At 61.0% G+C, this 19,549-nt stretch carries 15 protein-coding genes; 12 read left to right on the top strand and 3 right to left on the bottom strand.

The genetic code is table 11. From position 1 onward, the window contains the following. From QWB57_RS03875 to QWB57_RS03840, 8 genes are all read left to right on the top strand, one after another. On the top strand, positions 1 to 1,482 hold a 1,482-nt coding region (locus QWB57_RS03875), incomplete at its 5' end, for an acyl-CoA dehydrogenase family protein (protein WP_288968418.1). Positions 1,483 to 1,672: 190 nt separating this feature from the next. Continuing rightward, the gene (locus QWB57_RS03870) at positions 1,673 to 1,894 is read left to right on the top strand and encodes a hypothetical protein (protein WP_288968417.1); all 222 of its coding nucleotides are present in this window, start codon (positions 1,673 to 1,675) and stop codon (positions 1,892 to 1,894) included. 116 nt (positions 1,895 to 2,010) lie between these two features. Further along, entirely contained in the window at positions 2,011 to 2,730 is a 720-nt protein-coding gene (locus QWB57_RS03865; protein WP_288968415.1) for a hypothetical protein, read from the top strand. Positions 2,731 to 2,733: 3 nt separating this feature from the next. Next, entirely contained in the window at positions 2,734 to 3,519 is a 786-nt protein-coding gene (locus tag QWB57_RS03860) for a hypothetical protein (RefSeq protein ID WP_288968414.1), read from the top strand. Between the two features lie 98 nt (positions 3,520 to 3,617). Further along, on the top strand, positions 3,618 to 4,214 hold the full coding sequence (gene folE / locus QWB57_RS03855; protein WP_288968413.1) for a GTP cyclohydrolase I FolE: 597 nt from the start codon (positions 3,618 to 3,620) through the stop codon (positions 4,212 to 4,214). Between the two features lie 60 nt (positions 4,215 to 4,274). Further along, positions 4,275 to 4,862 carry a DUF2239 family protein gene (locus QWB57_RS03850; RefSeq protein ID WP_288968411.1) on the top strand — a complete coding sequence of 196 codons (588 nt, stop codon included), beginning with the start codon at positions 4,275 to 4,277 and terminating at the stop codon, positions 4,860 to 4,862. A gap of 117 nt (positions 4,863 to 4,979) precedes the next feature. Beyond that, complete coding sequence (locus tag QWB57_RS03845; protein ID WP_288968419.1) at positions 4,980 to 6,221, top strand: TCR/Tet family MFS transporter; 1,242 nt, start codon at positions 4,980 to 4,982, stop codon at positions 6,219 to 6,221. Between the two features lie 89 nt (positions 6,222 to 6,310). Next, a complete protein-coding gene (locus tag QWB57_RS03840) occupies positions 6,311 to 8,215 on the top strand; it encodes a M61 family peptidase (RefSeq protein ID WP_288968409.1) in 1,905 nt (634 codons plus the stop codon). Between the two features lie 95 nt (positions 8,216 to 8,310). Here the strand turns inward: QWB57_RS03840 and QWB57_RS03835 are convergent, their stop codons facing one another. From QWB57_RS03835 to QWB57_RS03825, 3 genes are all read right to left on the bottom strand, one after another. After that, the gene (locus QWB57_RS03835) at positions 8,311 to 10,626 is read right to left on the bottom strand and encodes a family 20 glycosylhydrolase (RefSeq protein ID WP_288968407.1); all 2,316 of its coding nucleotides are present in this window, start codon (positions 10,624 to 10,626) and stop codon (positions 8,311 to 8,313) included. A 101-nt stretch (positions 10,627 to 10,727) separates the two neighbouring features. Continuing rightward, positions 10,728 to 13,496: a TonB-dependent receptor gene (locus QWB57_RS03830; protein WP_223629055.1), complete on the bottom strand. Its 2,769-nt coding sequence runs from the start codon at positions 13,494 to 13,496 to the stop codon at positions 10,728 to 10,730. 63 nt (positions 13,497 to 13,559) lie between these two features. Continuing rightward, complete coding sequence (locus QWB57_RS03825) at positions 13,560 to 14,612, bottom strand: glucokinase (RefSeq protein WP_288968405.1); 1,053 nt, start codon at positions 14,610 to 14,612, stop codon at positions 13,560 to 13,562. Positions 14,613 to 14,967: 355 nt separating this feature from the next. Between QWB57_RS03825 and QWB57_RS03820 the strand changes: the two genes are divergently transcribed. From QWB57_RS03820 to nagA, 4 genes are read left to right on the top strand one after another with little or no spacing between them, the layout of a single operon-like run. Further along, positions 14,968 to 16,239: a sugar MFS transporter gene (locus tag QWB57_RS03820; RefSeq protein ID WP_223629057.1), complete on the top strand. Its 1,272-nt coding sequence runs from the start codon at positions 14,968 to 14,970 to the stop codon at positions 16,237 to 16,239. A gap of 9 nt (positions 16,240 to 16,248) precedes the next feature. Beyond that, the gene (locus QWB57_RS03815) at positions 16,249 to 17,280 is read left to right on the top strand and encodes a LacI family DNA-binding transcriptional regulator (protein ID WP_288968403.1); all 1,032 of its coding nucleotides are present in this window, start codon (positions 16,249 to 16,251) and stop codon (positions 17,278 to 17,280) included. A gap of 28 nt (positions 17,281 to 17,308) precedes the next feature. After that, positions 17,309 to 18,343: an SIS domain-containing protein gene (locus tag QWB57_RS03810; protein ID WP_288968401.1), complete on the top strand. Its 1,035-nt coding sequence runs from the start codon at positions 17,309 to 17,311 to the stop codon at positions 18,341 to 18,343. Further along, positions 18,340 to 19,473, top strand: coding sequence for an N-acetylglucosamine-6-phosphate deacetylase (nagA, locus tag QWB57_RS03805; RefSeq protein WP_288968399.1), 1,134 nt, complete (start codon positions 18,340 to 18,342; stop codon positions 19,471 to 19,473). Before QWB57_RS03810 ends, nagA begins: the two co-directional genes overlap by 4 nt. The last annotated feature ends 76 nt before the right edge of the window (positions 19,474 to 19,549 follow it).

Raw genomic sequence — 19,549 nt, 5'->3', positions numbered from 1 at the left:
GGCGCGCTCGCCGGTGGCCGCTTGTTGCACTTGGCCGATGACGCCCACCGGGATCGTCCGCGCCTGCTGGCCTATGACGCCTATGGACGCAGGCAGGATCGGGTCGAATTCCATCCGGCCTATCACCAGGTCATGGGCGCCGCGATCGAACACGGGGTCGCGGGATTGTCGTGGGCGCAGCCTGGCCCAGGCGCGCACGTTGCGCGTGCGGCGCTCAGTTTTTTGCACTATCAGGCCGAGCCCGGCAGCAGTTGCCCGCTGACCATGACCCACGCGGCGGTGCCGGTGTTGCAACGCGAACCGGCGCTGCGTGAATGGGCGGGCAAGGCCGCTGCGCCGCATTACGACGCCCGCTTTGTGCCGATGGAACACAAGCAAGGCCTCACCCTTGGCATGGGCATGACCGAAAAACAGGGTGGCAGCGATGTGCGCAGCAACAGCACGCGCGCCACGCCATTGGCAGCGCAGGGCGAATACACGCTGGTCGGGCACAAATGGTTTTTCTCGGGGCCGATGTCGGACGGATTTCTTGTGCTTGCACAAGCACAAGAGGGGCTGACGTGCTTTCTGCTGCCGCGCTGGCGACCCGATGCCAGCGTCAACGCATTGCGCTTGTTGCGCTTGAAAGACAAGCAAGGCGACTGGTCGAACGCATCCAGCGAAGTCGAATTCGAAAACGCATGGGCCTTCCGCATCGGTGACGAAGGCCGCGGTGTCGCCACCATTCTGCAAATGGTGATGTTCACCCGCCTCGATTGCATGCTGGGTTCGGCCGGTTTGATCCGCATGGCGCTGCGTCGCGTGCTGCACCACGTTGGCCATCGCAGCGCGTTTGGCAAGCGGCTGATCGAACACCCGCTGATGCGCAATGTCGTGGCCGACCTGGTGCTGGAATCCGAAGCCGCCACCGCCTTGGCAGTGCGCGTGGCCGGTGCGGTGGATCGCGCCGCGCATGATCCGCACGAAGCCGCACTGGCGCGGGTGGCCACTGCCATCGGCAAATTCTGGGTGTGCAAACGCGCATCACTGGTCGCTGCCGAAGCGCAAGAATGTTTCGGTGGAATCGGCTATATCGAAGAATCGCAGATGCCGCGGCTGTTCCGTCAATCGCCACTCAACGCGATTTGGGAGGGCTGCAGCAATATCCAATGCCTCGACGTGCTGCGCGCGCTATCGCGTGAACCGGACACTGTGGCTGCACTGCGCACCGAGTTGGAACAGGCCAAAGGGCTTGATGCACATTTTGATGCCGCATTTGAAACCGGCATGGCGCTGCTGGCAGGCGAGGTGGAGCAAACCGATGCCCGCCGCTTGGTCGAACGCCTTGCACTGCTGCTGCAAGGCGCAACCCTGCTGCGTGCCCACAACCCGCTGGCCTCCGACTGGTGCGCCAGCCGCTTGGGCGGTGCGCATGCGTCCACATTCGGCACCTTGGCATCGACAACCAGCATTGATGCGGCACTGGCGCGGGTGGGGGGGTGATTCATCCTCTTACCCCGCATCGTTCCCGTATCCAACCAACGCGGTGCCAAGACAGCGCTTCTTGCAACAGGTGCGGGGCCACTTCGTCGCACCTATCCCGGCTTCGTCGCAAACCACTTGCCGCGCCGGGCGCACGCTTGCATCGTGCAAACCGCTGCAGGTGCAGCGTTCTACAGGCGCAATGACTGTGATGAAAACTTTTGTCCTGCTGCTGCTGTGGTGCCTGCTATGGGTGCTGTGCTGGCCGCTGGCCCTGCTTGCGCTGGTGCTGTGGCCGCTGCTGTGGCTGCTGGCATTGCCGTTTCGGTTGGTGGGCATCACCTTCCATGCGCTGTTCGCATTTCTGCGGGCGCTGCTGATGTTGCCGGCGCGGCTGCTGGGTGGGGCGAGGCGCGCCACTGTAATAGCTTGATTTTAACGTCGTACAACTAACAGAACTGGCTAGTGATTCATGAAGCTGCTTTGTTGTCAATATTGACGAATATTCGAGGGGGGGGTAGTTTTCCGCCTTCTTTTTGGGGCTAGTCAATGATTATTTCGAAAATAAGGGTTGTAATTTTAGTAATGCTGTTGGTCGGTTGCGTTGGATCAGCTTATGCGGATGGGCCAAAAAACCTCAATTCAGTAGTTGTGCATGGAACTACGATAGATGGTTGGAAAGTAATATGCTCAGGCTCGGCTTGCGGCAATATTGTTTTCGGAAACACGATGCGGTACAACACCAACCAGCCTGAAATGGGAGAAGCTGGCGGAGGCGTATCACTTAGTATCGACAAAGAACAATTCTGTGCGGAGTTGGCCAAAGATAAGCCTTCCGATTGTAATTTGGCTGTGCCACCCGCATCTCCTGGTATCGTAATATTTCGGCAACCCGCCTGGCAGCCTAATGGTTGTGGTCTTGGTGGATGGAAGGATGCCCTACTAAGTGCGGTTGCTGGTTTTGCAGGAGGGCACAACTATTCCGGGGAACTGGATGCGCCGCGCGATGGGATCAGTTTTCTCTCCGCTTGCAATGAGCATGATCGGTGCTATGCGGCAGCTGAGGGGAAAGCAGGTTGTGACGCGGCATTTCAACTCAATATGTATGCCCAATGTGGGGGTGATGCACTTTGTGATGGCTGGGCTGATGTGTATGCCGGTATTGTTAAGGTTTCGAGTGCTGCGGAAAAAACATACAATAGCTCGGTCGAGGATCGAAACTGTGCTTTATTTGCAAAAGACATGCGCAGTAATGGATGCAGGGCGTAAATGATGAAGACTTTATTGTCTCCACTGGCGCTGTGCGCATTATTGATGGTTGGTTGTCAAGGGAGGGCGGAGGGAGTTGTCAAGCCAATCAAGCAGACTTCTGCTCAATACGATGCGACCGTTGCACATTCAAACATGGAGGGGCGCAAGTCCCCTCATGCTCTTGATGCAAGCTATGCCAATGATCCGCGCTTCAAGGCGGAGACTTGGGATGCTTTGTTGGCCGCATTGACACCGGATGAGCGGGCTTACCTTGATCGCCTGAATGCCGAGTATTTCGGTATTTTGGCGTACAACGATGCAGCAGAGCTAAATATGATGCGTCAATTAGGGATGCCGTTGCCCCAGGATTTTCTGGCGGCAGCCAAGCTGAATGACTCGGAATTGAAGGCAATGGCCGATGCAGGTGACCCCATGGCCAAGCTGCTGTACCCCAACCGTCAGCTTGATAAAGCCATCTTGGCCATCAATGGATTAGATGAAAGTAAACTGCGCAATGGTGATGATCCGCGCGCAGCGATTGCGCTGCCAGTTTATGTCGAGATTTCTGCGGTAATACGAGGCAGTAATAATCCTTTTGCGATATATATGAATGGCAGGATGCAGTACTCCTTGAGCACGGATCACTCGCCAGAATATTTGGCGGGTGCCATTTTTGCGGCATCCGCGAAGGGTGACCGCCGTGCTACCCGCATTTTCAATGACTTTGCGCAGGCGCATCCCGGCATGAATAATACTACGATCATGCAAATTTTCAGTGGTTACGTCACCGATTACCGTAAAAATTAGTATTTGTTGAATTTTCAAGATACATAGGGGGCTTCGAATGAGGCCCCCTTTTGTTTCCCGCGTTATCATGCACGCCCCGCCACGCCGTTTGCACCGCCATGACCGATGACATCCGCAACCAGATCAGCCGCCAACAGGCCGAAGCGGCGGTGCGCACGCTGCTGCAATGGGCCGGCGATGACCCCAGCCGTGAAGGATTGCTAGATACGCCCAAGCGGGTGGTCAAAGCGTATGAGGACTGGTTTGGCGGCTATACGCTGGATGCCGATGCCTACATGGCGCGCACCTTCGAGGAGGTGGGCGGCTACGACGAAATGGTGGTGCTGCGCGATATCGAGTACGAAAGCCATTGCGAGCACCACATGGCGCCGATCATCGGCAAGGTGCATGTGGGCTATCTGCCGGCGGGCAAGGTGGTGGGCATCAGCAAGCTGGCGCGGGTGGTCGAGGCCTATGCCAAGCGCTTTCAGGTGCAGGAAAAAATGACCGCACAAATTGCCGACTGCATCCAGCGCGCGCTGCAACCACGCGGGGTGGGTGTGGTGGTGGTGGGTGCGCACGAGTGCATGACCACCCGCGGCGTGCACAAGCGTGGGGTGAGTATGGTGACCAGCAAGATGCTGGGCAGCTTCCGCGAGGATGCGCGCACCCGCAGCGAGTTCTTGAAGCTGATCGAAATGCCCGGTGGGCGTTGATGGGGTTGCAGCTCTGATTTATCCGGGTAATAATAGACTCCGAATTCAGGAGTCTGCCCCGTGCTCAATCCATCCCTGCGCTGTACCGCATTTTCCGGCTCCAACCGCATCGCCACCGGCGAGCTGCGGCATGTGGCCTTGAAGGCCAAACAGGCATTCGACTTGCACCCGCAACGACCGGTGCTGATTTTTGAAGATGCCAGCGGCGGGCAACTGGATCTGCCATTGGAACTGCCCGCCGCTGATCTGTTGCGGTTGGTCGCACAGCCGTTGCTGCGCCAGGCCGAACCCCCCGCGTCGCCGCGCAAACCGGGCCGGCCCAAACTGGGCGTGGTGGCGCGCGAAGTGACCTTGTTGCCGCGCCATTGGGATTGGCTGGCCGCACAACCGGGTGGTGCGTCGGTAGCTCTGCGCAAACTGGTGGAAGCGGCGCGCAAGGTGTTGTCCGCAGAGGATCAGCGCCGCGCCTCGCAAGAAGCTGCCTACCGCTTCATGCAGGTGATGGCCGGCAATGAAGCCGGTTTCGAAGACGCTGCCCGCGCCTTGTTCGCCGGCGATAACCACCGCTTTGAGGTGCTCATCCAGTCGTGGCCGGATGATGTGCGCGATCACGTCAGCTTACTTTCGGTGGATGCGTTTGCTGGGTAGGTGTGATGACACCGGAAATCGCCGGGCAATCGCTTAGTCATCGCCAACACATCGCCCCATGCATCGGACCCCCAATTGAACGCCATCCCCCACCTCGGCGCGCGCAAAGCCGCGCTGATGTTCATCTTCATCACCGTGTTGATCGACGTGCTGGCATTTGGCGTGATCATCCCGGTACTGCCGCATCTGGTGCAGCAATTCGTGGGTGGCGATCTGTCCACCGCCGCGTATTGGACCGGGTTGTTCAGCTTCACCTTTGCGTTGGTGCAGTTTTTCAGTGCGCCCATTCAAGGCGCGCTGTCTGACCGGTTCGGGCGGCGGCCGGTGATCTTGTTGTCGTGCTTGGGTTTGGGTGCCGATTTCGTGTTCATGGCACTGGCACCTTCACTGGCATGGCTATTTGTGGGGCGCTTGATCAGTGCCGTCACCGCCGCCAGTTTCACCACCGCCAATGCGTATATCGCCGATGTCAGTGCACCCGAGCAGCGCGCCAAAAGTTTCGGCATGATCGGCGCGGCGTTCGGGCTGGGCTTTATCGTGGGCCCGTTGATTGGCGGCGTGCTGGGCGATATCAACCATCGCCTGCCGTTCTGGTTTGCGGCGTGTTTGTCGTTGCTGAATTTCTGCTACGGCCTGTTTGTGCTGCCCGAATCGCTGCCGCCGGAAAAACGCTGCGCCAGGTTTGATTGGAAGCACGCCAAGCCGCTGGGCGGCGTGCAATTGCTGCGCGAAAACCCGCGCATCTGGGGGCTGGTGGCGGTAGTGTTCATTGCCAATTTCGCCCATTACGTCTATCCCAGTACCTTCGTGCTGTTTGCCGATGCCGCCTATGGCTGGAAGGAAAAACAGGCCGGCTATGTGCTGGCCTTGGTCGGCGTGCTCAGTGTCATCGTCAATGTCGGGCTGATTGGGCGGGTGGTCAAGGTCTTGGGCGAGCGCCGCGCCTTGCTATTGGGCTTGTGCTGCGGGATAGCCGGCTTTCTGGTGTATGGCCTGGCTCCAGTGGGCTGGCTGTTTTTGATCGGGATGCCGATCAGCGCGCTCTGGGCCATCGCCGGGCCGGCCACGCAGGCGTTGATTACCCGGCAAGTCCCGGCCGATGCGCAGGGCCGCATCCAGGGTGCGATGAGCGGGTTGGTGTCGCTGGCCGGCGTCGTTGCACCGCTGGCCTATACCGCTGCGTTCGGCTTTTTCATCGGCCCGCATACCCCCGTGCATTTACCTGGAATTGCCTTCCTGATCGCCTCGGCCCTGCTGGCAGTCGCGGTGTTCGTGGCTTGGCGGTTTACCGACGCGGCGCATTTGTCGGCTACCCCGCAACCGCGTGCAGAGACTGCGAAAGTGGAACCGACGGCCTGATTTGCAAGGAGTGGGCATGGCTTTCGGCAGGTGGGCGCGGGCGGGCGGGTCGGTACGATGCAAGCCCACCCTGCGTTCTGGAGTTGTCGATGAAGCACCGTTTGCTGGCCCTTGCCCTGTCGTCTGTATTGTTGGCTGGGGGCGCATATGCCCAAAGCGGCTCACCGAATATCCCCGCGCCGCAGGATGTGGCCTATCCCGGCACCATCAAATTGGAAGTGGATGCCAGCAACCTGAGCCAGCGCATCATCCGGGTCAAGGAAACCATCCCCGCGCAGGCCGGCCCGCTGACCCTGCTGTACCCCATGTGGGTGCCGGGTGGGCACACGCCGCGCAATGCGCTCGACAAGATCGCCGGCATCACTTTCAAGGCCAATGGCCAGACACTGGACTGGAAGCGCGACACACTGGACGTGGCCGCTTTCCATATCAACGTGCCGGCGGGGGCCACCGAGATCACCGCCGAGTTCGATTTCCTGACGCCCACCAGCGGTGCGCAGGGGCGGGTGGTGATGACGCCGAACATGCTGAACGTGCAGTTCCTGTCCACGGTGCTGTACCCGGCCGGGCATTACATGCATCAGATCATGATGGATCCGCACGTCACCTATCCGGCGGGTTGGACCGCGTTCACCGCGCTGGATGAAGCCGGCCGTAGCGGCGATACCGTGAACTACAAGGCGGTGCCGTTCGATATTTTGGTGGACTCGCCGGTGTACGCCGGCCGCTACACCAGGAACATCGACCTGACCCCGGCCGGCAGCACGGTGCCGGTGAAGTTGGGTGTGGTGGCCGATGCCGCCAAATATCTGGAAACCAAGCCCAAGCAGATCGAACAGCACAAGGCGATGGTCGAACAAGCGCTGAAGTTGTACGGCGCGCAGCATTACAACCACTACCAATTCCTGTTCTCGCTGTCGGACCAGATGGGTGGCAACGGGCTGGAGCACCAGCGCTCCAGCGAAAATGGCGTGGGCACCGACTACTTCACCGGGTGGAACGAGAAGACCGGCTTCACCGACCTGCTGGCGCACGAATACACCCACAGCTGGAACGGCAAATATCGCCGTGGCAAGGATTTGTGGGTGCCCAATCTCAACACGCCGATGCAAGACAGCCTGTTGTGGGTGTACGAGGGGCAAACCCAATATTGGGGCAATGTGTTGGCCGCACGCAGCGGCATGCGCCCGCTGCCGGCATCGATCGACGCGTTGGCATTGGTGGCCGCCACCTATGCCGAAAACCGCCCGGGCCTGCGTTGGCGCAACATCCAGGACACCACCAACGACCCCATCATCGCCAGTCGTGCGCCGCGTGCGTATCGCAACTATCAAATGAGCGAGGATTACTACTCCGGTGGGCAGATGATCTGGCTGGAAGCCGACGCGCTGATTCGCGCCAAAACCGGCGGCAAGAAGTCGCTGGATGATTTCGCCCGCGCTTTCTTCGGCGTTAACAACGGCGAGTGGGAACAGCAGAACACCTACACCTTCGAGGATGTGGTGGCCACGCTCAACGGCGTGTTGCCGTATGACTGGGCCAGCTTCCTGCGCGAGCGTTTGGACGGCAAACACGGCCTCACCGATGGCATTGAAGCCGCCGGTTGGCGCTTGGTGTACAAGGACACCCCCAGCGCCTTCGCCAAGGCCAATGCGCGTTGGGGCGGTGCGGATTTTGTCTACTCGCTGGGCCTGAGCATCGGCAAGGACGGCAGCATTGGCGATGTGCGCTGGGATAGCCCGGCCTTCAATGCCGGCATCGGCAGCGGGGCCACCGTGGTGGCGGTCAATGGCCAGGCCTACGACAAGGATCTGCTGGAAGACGCGGTGAAAGCCGCCAAGGACGGCAAGGCCCCGATCGAGTTGATGCTGAAAGAATTCGACCGCTACCGCACGGTCAAGCTGGACTACCGCGGCGGCCTGCGCTATCCGCACCTGGAGCGCATCCCCGGCAAGCCGGATTACCTGACGCCGATTTTGACCGCCAGGAAATAAGCCCGGCGGCCGCGAAGACCCAACAAGGCCCGCGCAAGCGGGCTTTGTTGCAACCCGAAACGAACCCTGAAGGAGGCCGAGGGCATCAAGCGTGCTTAATCGTCTCCGTCGCTTTTCAACGTGATCCGATCCAGCACCCACATCGCGGGGCGGGTATCGCCGGTAAACCACACGCAGATGTCGGTGCGGGCTGGCGGGTTGTGCAAGGGTGCGTGCAAGCTGACAAAGCCATCGGCATCGGGCTGGGCGGGCAGTGGCACGCTGGCCAGCAGCGGGCCGTCACAACCGGCGTGCAGTTCCAGCTCACCGTATTTGTTTTTTGCGGGCTTGAAGGTGCGGTGTGATTCGTCGCCGGCCAGTTGGAAGAAATACGGGATGCGTCCGGCGCGCACTTCAATCGTGTTGATGCCTGCCAACGTGGCCTGCCGCCATGACCAGCATGGGTTGAAAATATCGACGTTGAACACCGCACGCGGGCCAGTGCGCGGGCCGTCGTCTTCCAGCCGCAGCATCAATTGGCCGGTGCACATCGCCACCTCTTCATCGCTGCGGGTCAACAGCGATGCGCGGGTGAGTTGCAGAGTGGTGGCCGGCGCCAGTGCGTGCTGGTCGAAAAACAATTGCGCGCTGAGTGTGGTGGGCAGCGGCAGTTGCAGCGGGGCGAAGTACTGCGGCGCGCTGGCGCTGGGCGCGCTGCCGTCGGTGGTGTAGCGCAGGGTGTAGCCCAGTGGCGATTGCAGCGCGACCTGCGCGGTATTGGCTGTCGTACCCGGCTGGAGCTCTGACTGTGCCTGGAATGGCGTTTGCGCATAGGCGATGCCCGCGTGTTGCCAGCGCGGCAACATGGCCGGCAGGCGTTGCAGGAAGTTTGCGTAGTCGCGTGCTTGTGCGGGGGACCACGCCACTTCCGCCAAGGCGGCGATGCGTGGGAACAACGCATGCTGCACGCGCGCCATGCTGCGCATGTGCTCGGTCCACACGTTGGCCTGTACGCCCAGAATATGCGTGGCCTGCTTTGCGTTCAGCGCCTTGGGCACCGGTTCGAAGGCATACACCTGCGCCAGTGGAATGGTGGCGGGGCGGCCCGGCGGTTCATCGCTGGATGTGGTTTGCAGATAGTCCAGATACAACGTGTCCGCGGGCGTCATCACCACGTCGTGGCCTTGCTCGGCAGCGTCGATAGCGCCCTTGGTGCCGCGCCAGCTCATCACCGTGGCTGATGCCGGCAATTTGCCTTCCAGAATCTCATCCCAACCGATCATGCGTTTGCCGCGCGCAGCCAGTGTCTTCTCCAGCCGCGCCACCATCCAGGCTTGCAAGCCAGCTTCATTTTTCACACCTAATTGGCGTATGCGTGCCTGCATTCTGGGTGAAGCCTTCCATTGGTCTTTCACCGCTTCATCGCCACCGATATGGACAAACTTGCCGGGAAAAAGGGTGGCCACCTGGGTCAACACGTCGTCCAAAAACTGCATCGTGCTCGCATCGGCATTGAACAGGTTTTTGTTGACGCCCCATTCGTTGGAGACCGCGATCGGCGCGCCGGAGACGCCCAACTGTGGATAGGCGGAAATGGCCGCGGTGGCATGGCCAGGGATATCCACTTCCGGCACCACATCGATATGGCGAGACGCGGCATAGGCCACCACGTCGCGGATTTGTGCTTCGGTATAGAAGCCGCAATACGGCACCGGTGCGCCGGTGACGGCATCCACGCCGCCATCGCCGGCAGGCATGCGGCAGCTACCGACCGAGGTCAGCTTCGGCCAGCCCGGTACTGGCAAACGCCAGCCCTGGTCGTCGGTGAGGTGCCAATGAAAGGTGTCGAGCTTCAATTGCGCCATTGCATCGAGCAATTGCTTGATGTCATCGACACTCTGGAAATGTCGCGCCGAATCCAGCATCACCCCGCGCCAACCAAAGCGCGGGGTATCGTCGATATGCAGGGCGGGCAATTGCACACGGCGGGCATCGACCGTGCCGGAGGTCAGTAGTTGTGCCAAGGTGACGGCGCCGTAGTACAAGCCCTTGTCAGACCCTGCCCGCACGCGCACGCCAGCTGCATCCACATCCAGCATGTAGGCATCGGGTGATCCCCACGTGTGGCTGTGATCGAGGGCAAATGCAATCTTGCCTTGGCCGCTGCCGTCCTGGCTCAAATCCAGCGGCAATGGCCAGCCATCGCCCAGCATCGCTTGGAATTGAGCGCCTACTGCACGCTCCACTTCGCTATCGCCGGTGCGCACAGCGGTTTGTGCGGTCACCACAAAACTGCCTTGCAGTTGCACGATCTGCGCGGGCTGCGGGATCAGCTTGGGAATCACGCTGCCGGCATCGGCGGCACGTGTTGGCGCGGCGGCCAACAGGGCCAGTGCAAGCGCGGAGTTCAAGCAAGCGGTGCGGGTGGTCATGGTGGACTCCTTGCGGGATACAGCGAGTGTAGCGGGCAAAAAAAGGGGCCCGGGTTGCGGGCCCCGAAGGGAGGGTTACGCCAATGGAACAGGGAAAGCGATCAGAACTTGAAGCGGAAGTTCAGGTAGTACTGGCGGCCGTTCTGGTAGATGCCACGCGGCTGATCCTTGTTGTCGGCGTAGTAGCGCAGCTTTTCATTGGTCAGGTTCATGCCGTCCAGCGACACGCTGAAGTTGTCATTGAAGGTCCAGCCCACCGATGCGGATACCGATTGCGTGTTGTCTTGATTGAACGCCGAGCGCCGATCCAGCCCGTTGAAGAAATGCGAACGATAGTTGTAGGCGATGCGTGCATTCAAATGGCTGTTCTCGTAGTAGCCCACCAGATTGAACACATTGCGGGATGCGCCTACCAAGGGCTTGCCATTGCTTTCTGCGGCATCGGTAAACGACACGTTGGCATTGATGCCGAAGTTTTCACCAAGCGGCTGCTCCACCGCCAATTCCAAGCCCTTCACCGAGCCCTTGGTGTTGATCGGCGAGGTGACAAGGTAGTTGCCCATATAGCCATTCGGATGGGCTTGATCGAAGGTCAGAAATTGCTGCGTGCTCTGGCCTTGCCCGATGTAACTGCTCAAGTCCATGTAGTACACGCTTGCCGAAAGCAGGGCACGTGGTGCGTAGTACCACTCCAGCGCAGCATCGAAATTGGTGGAGCGGATCGGACGCAGGTTGGGGTTGCTGGAGGAGCCGCCGCCGACGTCATTCGGACTGGCTGGGGGGGACAAGCTCAGGCCACCGGCAAGCGCCGAGTAATCCGGGCGTGCAATCGTCTTGGTCGCGGCCACACGCGCCACCAACGTGTCGCTGAGGTCAAACTTGAAGTTCAACGTGGGCAGTACGTCGGTGTAGTTGTTGCTGACCAGCTGCGGGGTGAAGTAGCCCCACGCGGTATTGATGGAACCGGTGGTCGAGGCGCTGCCGCCGGCCAAGTATTGCAGCACGTCCTGGCTGGTCTTGACCAGGCGCACGCCGATATTGCCGTTCCAGCGATCACCTTCCAGATTGAATTGGAGGTAGGCGGCCTTGGTCTTTTCCTTCAAGCCAAATTCATACACCGGATAGCGACGGCCTACGGGGTCGCGTGTGGTCAACTGGTTGTAGGCGTGCATATCGCTGGCGGAGTAGTACCAGACATTGCTTGGGAAGCTGCCGCCAAAGCCGCTGCCGAAGCCGCCCGGGTAGTTCTGGAACGTCGATGGGAAGTTGGCCCGATCCGCCGGCGAGCGCGTACCCACCGGACACCAGTTAGTCTGTGACCAGTCGAACCCGACCACATTGCCGCTGCTGTCGATGCACGCCGGTCCCTGTGCAATCACGTTTTCCGAGGACCGATCGTGATTGGTGAAACGCACACCAAATTCGAGTGAACTCAGCGCACCCTTGTCGACGAAATATTCGGCATCGATCTGGCCCCACTTGTCCTTGTCCACGATGTCGAGATTTTGCAGGCCGAAAATCCAGTCCAGCGCCAGATTGGGCTGCGGTGCAGCGGTGGATTCATTGAGCGAGAACGAGGCGGCATTCTTGATGCCGTTCAATCCCCACGATGCGCCGGTGCCACCCACGCGCCACTCCGCCACATCCTGCGTGGGTGTTTCGCCATGGCCGGTGGAGGTGCCCAGTTTGAAGTTGAGGCTCAACGCATCGCTGGCCTTCCAATCGGCATCCAGCGCCAGGTAGGTGGTGCTGGCCTTTTCATCCGGGCGCGCAATCATGTCGTACAGCCCGTATTGGGTACCTGCTGCACCCGGAATGGTGGCGCTTACCAAGGTGTTGTTGCGCACCACATAGCCGGCTGCCGGTGAAATGCCCGCACCGATGGTGCGCGGGTTGTACAGCAGATAATTGCGATTGTAGTTGGAGGCGTTGAGTTTGGAGACAAAGCCGGACAGGTCAATGCTGAAGTTGTCGGTGGGCTTGAATTGCACCTCCAGCAAACCACCACGGCGCTCGCGCTTTTGTTCGAACAGCGCCGCGCCAATCATGCGTGGATACCACACGCCATTGAGGTCGGGGTGGGCGTCAGCAACCGGCTTGGTGGGGTCGCCCGCTTTGTTTGAAATTTGGTCATAGCCCAATACTTCCACGCCGTCACGGCGCAGGCTGCGGTTTTCGTCGAACACCTGCAGCAAGATGCCAGCGGTGGAGGCGGCATTGCGATAGTTCAGCAGTGCGCTGAATTGTGAGTCGGTCTTGCCGGGCAGGTCGGAATACACGCCACCAATCGACACATTGCCGGTGAACTGTTTGGCAAATTCCACCGGTTGCCGGGTTTTGATATCCACCGTTCCGGTCACGCCACCTTCCTGCAATTTGGCTTGATAGGTTTTGTGCACAATCACTTGATTGACCAAGGTGGAAGGCAGCAGGGTGTAGCTCACGCTGCGACCGGCGTTATCGCTTTGATTGAGTACGAACCAGTCACCCGATGCCACCGAGTGTCCATTGATCTGGGTCAGCGTCAGGCTGGGGTTGGTGCCGCGCATCGACACCCGGTCGTTCTCGTCGAAACCGCCTTCGCTGGCACCTGCCGAGCTGATCGTCACACCGGGAAGACGTTGCAGGGAGTCGGCCACATTCTTGTCAGGCATTTTGCCGATGTCTTCGGCACTCACCACTTCGACATGCGCCTTTGCTTCACGCTTCACATCGAGTGATTTTTCCATCGCGCCACGGATGCCGGTGACCACCACCGCATCGAGGTCTTTGGCTTTCTGATCGGCCGGCTTGTCTTGTGCTGCGGCGATACCGGACACGCTCAGTGCGGCCACGATACTCAACGTCAATACGTTCTTGCGGACTTGCATGGTTGTCTCTCCAGGGCAGTGGTGGCACCAGATCCCGCTCTCCTTCGGGCCTGGTGCATTGGGTCAGTTGGTGGTGGCCGGTCTTGGTGTGGCCTGTTCTCGGTGATCGCGTGCGTGCAGGTGTTGCAGGTACCAGCTCGCCGCACCGAGTACGCCGAGCTTTTCGTTTTCTACCAAGCGCACCGGAATGCGCTCTTGCACGGCGCGCATGGCGCCCTTGTCCACCAGCCGGGCGTGAAATTCACTGCGCGGCAGAAAGTCGATGAGTTGCGGCACCACCCCGCCAGCCACATACACGCTGTGGGCGCTGGTGATCATGGCAAGATCCCCAATCACGCTGCCCAGCACGCCGCAGAACAGCAACACGGCTTCCAGTGCGAGGGCTTCGTCTTGCTGTGCGGCCTGCACGATCTGCGCCGGTGTTTGCAGGGTTGCCAGCGTGCCGTGCAGCTCGGCCAACCCGCGATACAGATTCACCAGCCCCGGCCCGGACAACAGCTGTTCGGTGCAGACATGGCGATGGCCCTGCTTGCGCAACCACGCCAGGATTTCCATCTCGCGAGCATTGCCCGGCGCGAAGGCCGCCATGCCGGCTTCGGTGGGCAGCACCACCACGCCGTGCCCGGTGGGGATGCACACCGCCGCACCCAGGCCGGTGCCCGCACCCACCACCAGTGCCGGGCCGATGGTGGTGGCAGCGATCACGCCCGGTGTGAGCAGGCGAGTGTCTGCTGCGCCCAAGCGGCCCACACCATGCGCGGCGGCAGCGAAATCATTGACCACGTGCAGTTCGCGCAGATGCAGGCTGTCGCGCAGCTCGGCCAGCTTGATCCGCCACGGCAGATTGGAGTTGATGACCTCGTCATCCAGCACCACCCCGGCGCTGGCAATCACCATGCAGTCGATGCCTTCACGCGCCGGATGGCCTTCCACGAACTCGGCCAGGATTGCCGCCAAGCTGGGGTAATCCGCGCAGGGATAGCGCTGCCAGGACAAGACCTGTAGTGCGCCATTGGCATCGGTGCGCACCAGCGAGACCCGCGCATTGGTGCCGCCCACATCGGCGGCAATAAAGCACGGCTGTGCGGGTGCAACGGCCCGCGTGGCGCACGCCATCGTCGCCATCATCCTGTCCCCTGCAATGCCTGCTGCCTCACCCATGCCCGTCTTCCCCTCGTGCTGGGTGTCGACTCTGCATGCAATTAGACAACGTTGTCAACAGGGCGCCATGAGATTTTCACAAAACCGCCGTATTCAGGAAAATATCCCCCATTCACATTTAAGAACAAGGTGATATGACTGCTTGGCGTGTGTGTGCGAGAGGCTTTCCGTGGCCTCTATGGATGTCGATCCGGGAAACGCATACCGCACAATCCTGGTGCTTGACTTGTCTCGCGCGTCAATTCATTGTCGGATAGGACAACCCTTGTCCACTGCTATCGTCCGCATTGCCCTCGGAGCGCCCGTCATCATGCCCACTGTGTCCACTGCGGTTCCCGTGCGAACCAACTACGGTGCAATTGCCATTGTTGGCGCGCTGTTTTTTATCTTCGGCTTTGTCACCTGGCTCAACGGGCCGCTGATTGCGTTCGCCAAGCTGGCGTTCAACGTCAATGACACGCTGGCCTTCTTGATCCCCAGCGCGTTCTACTTGTCGTACTTTTTCCTCGCGCTGCCGTCATCGGCCATCTTGCGCAAGACCGGCATGAAGCAGGGCATGGCGCTGGGCCTGTTTGTGATGGCGGTAGGTGCCTTCGTGTTTGGCCAATACACCACCGGTCGCGTGTATGCCGGTGCGGTGACGGGCGTCTTCATCATCGGTGCCGGGCTTGCGATTTTGCAGACCGCATCCAACCCCTACATCAGTATTTTGGGCCCGCTTGAAGGTGCCGCGCAGCGCATTGCGGTGATGGGGATCTGCAACAAGTTGGCGGGCATGGCGGCGCCGTTCGTCATCGGCACCCTGGTGATGCACGGCATGGGCGATCTCACCGCGCAAGTGGCCGGTGCCGATGCTGCCGGCAAAGAACAGTTGCTCAACGAATTTGCCGCGCGCGTGCATGACCCGTACATGGCATTGGCGGGTCTGTTGGCGCTGCTTGCGGTGGGGATTTTTTTCTCGCCATTGCCGGAGCTGCGCGCGGAAGATGTGAATTCGGAAACCGAAAGCACCTCCAGAAAATCCAGCATCTTCCAGTACCCGCATGTGTGGCTGGGTGCGCTGTGCATCTTCATGTATGTGGGCGCGGAAGTGATGGCCGGTGATGCCATCGGCACCTATGGCGCCGGCTTTGGCTTGTTGCCGGATCAAACCAAATTCTTCACCTCATTCACGTTGTTCGGCATGCTGCTGGGCTACGTGGTGGGCTTGCTGGTGATTCCACGCTTCGTTTCGCAGTCGCGCTATCTGGCGTTGTCCTCGCTGCTGGGCGTGGCGTTGACGATTGCGGCGTATGCCACCGCCGGCATGGCCTCGGTGGCCTGCGTGGCGGCACTGGGGTTTGCCAATGCGATGATGTGGCCGGCGATTTTCCCGCTGGCCATTCAAGGACTGGGGCGCTTTACCGAGCGCGGTTCGGCCTTGTTGATCATGGGTATTTCCGGCGGCGCGGTGATCCCGCAATTGTTCGTGCACCTGAAAGAAACCCTGCACTTCCAGCTGGTGTTCGCGCTGCTGATGGTGCCGTGCTACCTCTACATTCTGTATTTCGGCACACGTGGCCATAACGTGGGCCGGCGCTAAGGAATCATCGTGCGTAAATCCACCATCAAGGATGTTGCCGCGCGCGCACAGGTCTCGCTGAAGACCGTGTCGCGGGTGATCAACGACGAAACCGGCGTGCACGCGCGCACCCGCGAACGGGTGCGCAAGGCGATCGCCGAGCTGGCCTACCAACCGGATCCATCGGCACGCAGTCTGCGCAGCGCGCAGTCCTATGCCATCGGTTTGCTGTACGACAACCCCAATCCGTATTACGTGATTGCGATGCAAAACGGCGTGCTCTCGGTCTGCCGCGAAACCGGCTACGGCCTGCAGATCCACCCGTGCGATGCCACCTCACCCACGCTGGCCAACGAGATTGTGCAACTGGTGGCCAATGCGCGGCTGGCTGGCATCGTGCTGGCCCCGCCGATGTCGGAAAACCAGGCGCTGGTGGAGATCCTGGCGGCGCATGGCATTCGCCTGGTGCGGATTGTCTCTGCCGCCAAGGACCCGCAAGACGGCAGCGCTTGCATCTATGTGGATGACCGCGACGCCGCCTACGCCATCACCGAGCACTTGATTCAATTGGGCCATCAGCGCATCGGGTTTTTGTGGGGTGGAAAATCCCATGGCTCATCGTGGGAGCGCTACAACGGGTATGCCGATGCGCTGGCCGATTACGGCATCGCTTTGGATGACGCACTGGTGGTGGAGGGCGATTATTCGTTCGACGACGGCTTCCGGGGTGCGCGCAAATTATTGGCGCTGGCGCAGCGGCCCACGGCGATCTTTGGCAGCAATGACGAAATCGCCGCCGGGGTATTGGCGGCGGCACGCGCCGGCGGGCTCAATGTGCCGTATGACCTGTCGATTGCCGGCTTCGAAGACAGCCCGTTCTCCAAACAGAGCTGGCCCGCCCTGACCACCGCCAAGCAGGCTACCGAAGACATCGGCCGGCTGGCTGCACGCCGCCTGCTGGCCGATATCCGCGAGCAAGCACTGACCGTGCAAGCCAATACCGGGATCAACCCGGAACTGGTGGTGCGCGGTTCCACCGCGCCGCCGCGTCCCAATTCCTGACCTCTTACCCCCCATCAAGCACACCCCCATGCCCGCCCCCGACAGTACCTGGATGTACACCGAGGCCGCCGAAGCGGCCACCGCCGTTGCCCGTCAATTTGCCGCCAATGCGGCCACCATCGACGCCTTGGTGGAACGCCTGCGCGCGCAGCCGCCGCGCTTCATCGTCACCTGCGCACGCGGCAGTTCCGACCACGCCGCCACCTATGGCAAATATCTGTTTGAAACCGCACTCGGCCTGGTAACGGCGTCGGCCTCGCCCTCGGTGGGCTCGGTGTATGCGGTGCAGCCGCACATGCAGGGCGCACTGTTTGTCGCCATTTCGCAATCGGGCAAAAGCCCGGACTTGCTGCGCAATGCGGAAATCGCCAAGGCCGGTGGTGCCACTGTGGTGGCGTTGGTGAACGTGGTGGATTCGCCGCTTGCCAAACTCGCCGACACCGTGCTGCCGCTGTATGCCGGCCCCGAAAACAGCGTGGCGGCGACCAAGAGTTACCTGTGCTCGCTGGCCGCATTGCTGCAATTGACCGCACGCTGGAGTGGCGATGCCAAACTGCTGGCTGCGGTCGATGCCCTGCCCGACGCGATGCGCGCCGCGTGGGCGCAAGATTGGTCGGAACTGGTCTCCGGTTTGCGCTTGGCACGGCAGATGTTTGTGCTGGGGCGCGGCCTGGGGCTGGCAGCCGCACAGGAAGCGGCACTGAAATTCAAGGAAACCTGCGGCCTGCATGCCGAAGCGTTTTCGTCGGCCGAAGTGAAGCACGGGCCGATGGCCATCGTGGGCCCGGATTTCCCGGTGCTGGCGTTCGCCCAGGACGATGATACCGGCGATAGCACCGCCGCCGTGGCGGCAGAATTTCGCAAGCGCGGTGCGCCGGTGTGGCTCGCCAGTAGCGGCGAAGCTGGCCCGGGCATCCTGCCGCTGCCGGTGTCCCCGCATCCCGCGCTCACGCCCATCCTCACCGTACAAGCGTTCTATGCGGTCGCCAACGCACTGTCACTGGCGCGCGGCTTTGACCCGGATGTCCCGCCGCATTTGAACAAAGTGACCGAAACCGTATGACCACGCAGGTCTTCCACAACGGTTCCATCCTCACCGACCGCGGCTTTGAAACCGATGCCTGCGTGCTGGTGGAAGACGGCCATATCGTTGCCGTGCTGCATGGCCCGCCACCTGCCAGTGGCGAGCATATCGACCTGCAGGGTGGCAGCTTGGTGCCCGGGTTTATCGACGTGCAGGTCAATGGCGGTGGCGGCGTGTTGTTCAACAACGCCACCAGCGTCGAAGCGCTGGCCGCGATTGCGCGCGCGCACCGCACGTTCGGCACCACCGGCATGTTGCCGACCTTGATCAGTGACGATGTCGATGTCATGCGGCGTGCAATTGACGCCACCCACGACGCCATCACGCAAGGCGTGCCGGGTGTTTTGGGCATCCATCTGGAAGGCCCGTATCTGGCCGCTGCGCGCAAAGGCACCCACAACGCAAACAAGTTTCGCGTGCCGGATGCCGATGACATCGCGCTGGTGACCGCGCTGGACAAGGGTGTCACCGTCATCACCCTGGCCCCCGAATGCGTGCCCACGCAGACCATCACCGCGATGGTGGAACGTGGCGCGATTGTGTGCGCCGGCCACACCGCCGCCGATTACGCGCAAACCCGCGCCGGGCTGGAGGCCGGCATCACCGGCTTCACCCATTTGTTCAACGCGATGACCCCGCTGCAAGGCCGCGAACCCGGCGTGGTGGGTGCAGCGCTGGACGATGCCAGCAGCTGGGTGGGCGTGATTGTGGATGGCGTGCATGTGCACCCGGCCAGCCTGCGCGTGGCAATTGCGGCCAAGCCGCGTGGCAAGGTGGTGCTGGTGACCGATGCAATGCCAATGGTGGGCAGCGACGACTCCAGCTTCGATCTTTACGGCGAAACCATTACCGCGGTGGATGGCGTGGTGCGCAATGCCGCCGGCTCGCTGGCGGGCAGCGCACTGGACATGGCCAGTGCGGTACGCAATAGCGTGCACCTGCTGGGACTGCCCCTGGACGAAGCCTGCCGCATGGCCGCGCAATACCCAGCCGAATTTCTGGGCCTAGGCCACCGCCTTGGCCGCATTGCCACAGGCTACCGCGCAGACTTTGTGGTGCTAGATGCCAACCTCCACGTGCGGCATAGCTGGATTGGTGGCACCGAGTAAGCCCTATGTTGCAACGCTGGGGCAGGCCGTGTCCTCTAGGGGCAGATACCGGGCGAGTTCAACTCCGTAACGCAAC

It is taken from the genome of uncultured Thermomonas sp. (assembly GCF_937872235.1).
Classification (GTDB): Bacteria; Pseudomonadota; Gammaproteobacteria; order Xanthomonadales; family Xanthomonadaceae; genus Thermomonas; species Thermomonas beijingensis.
This window is presented reverse-complemented; position numbering and strand designations above follow the sequence as displayed.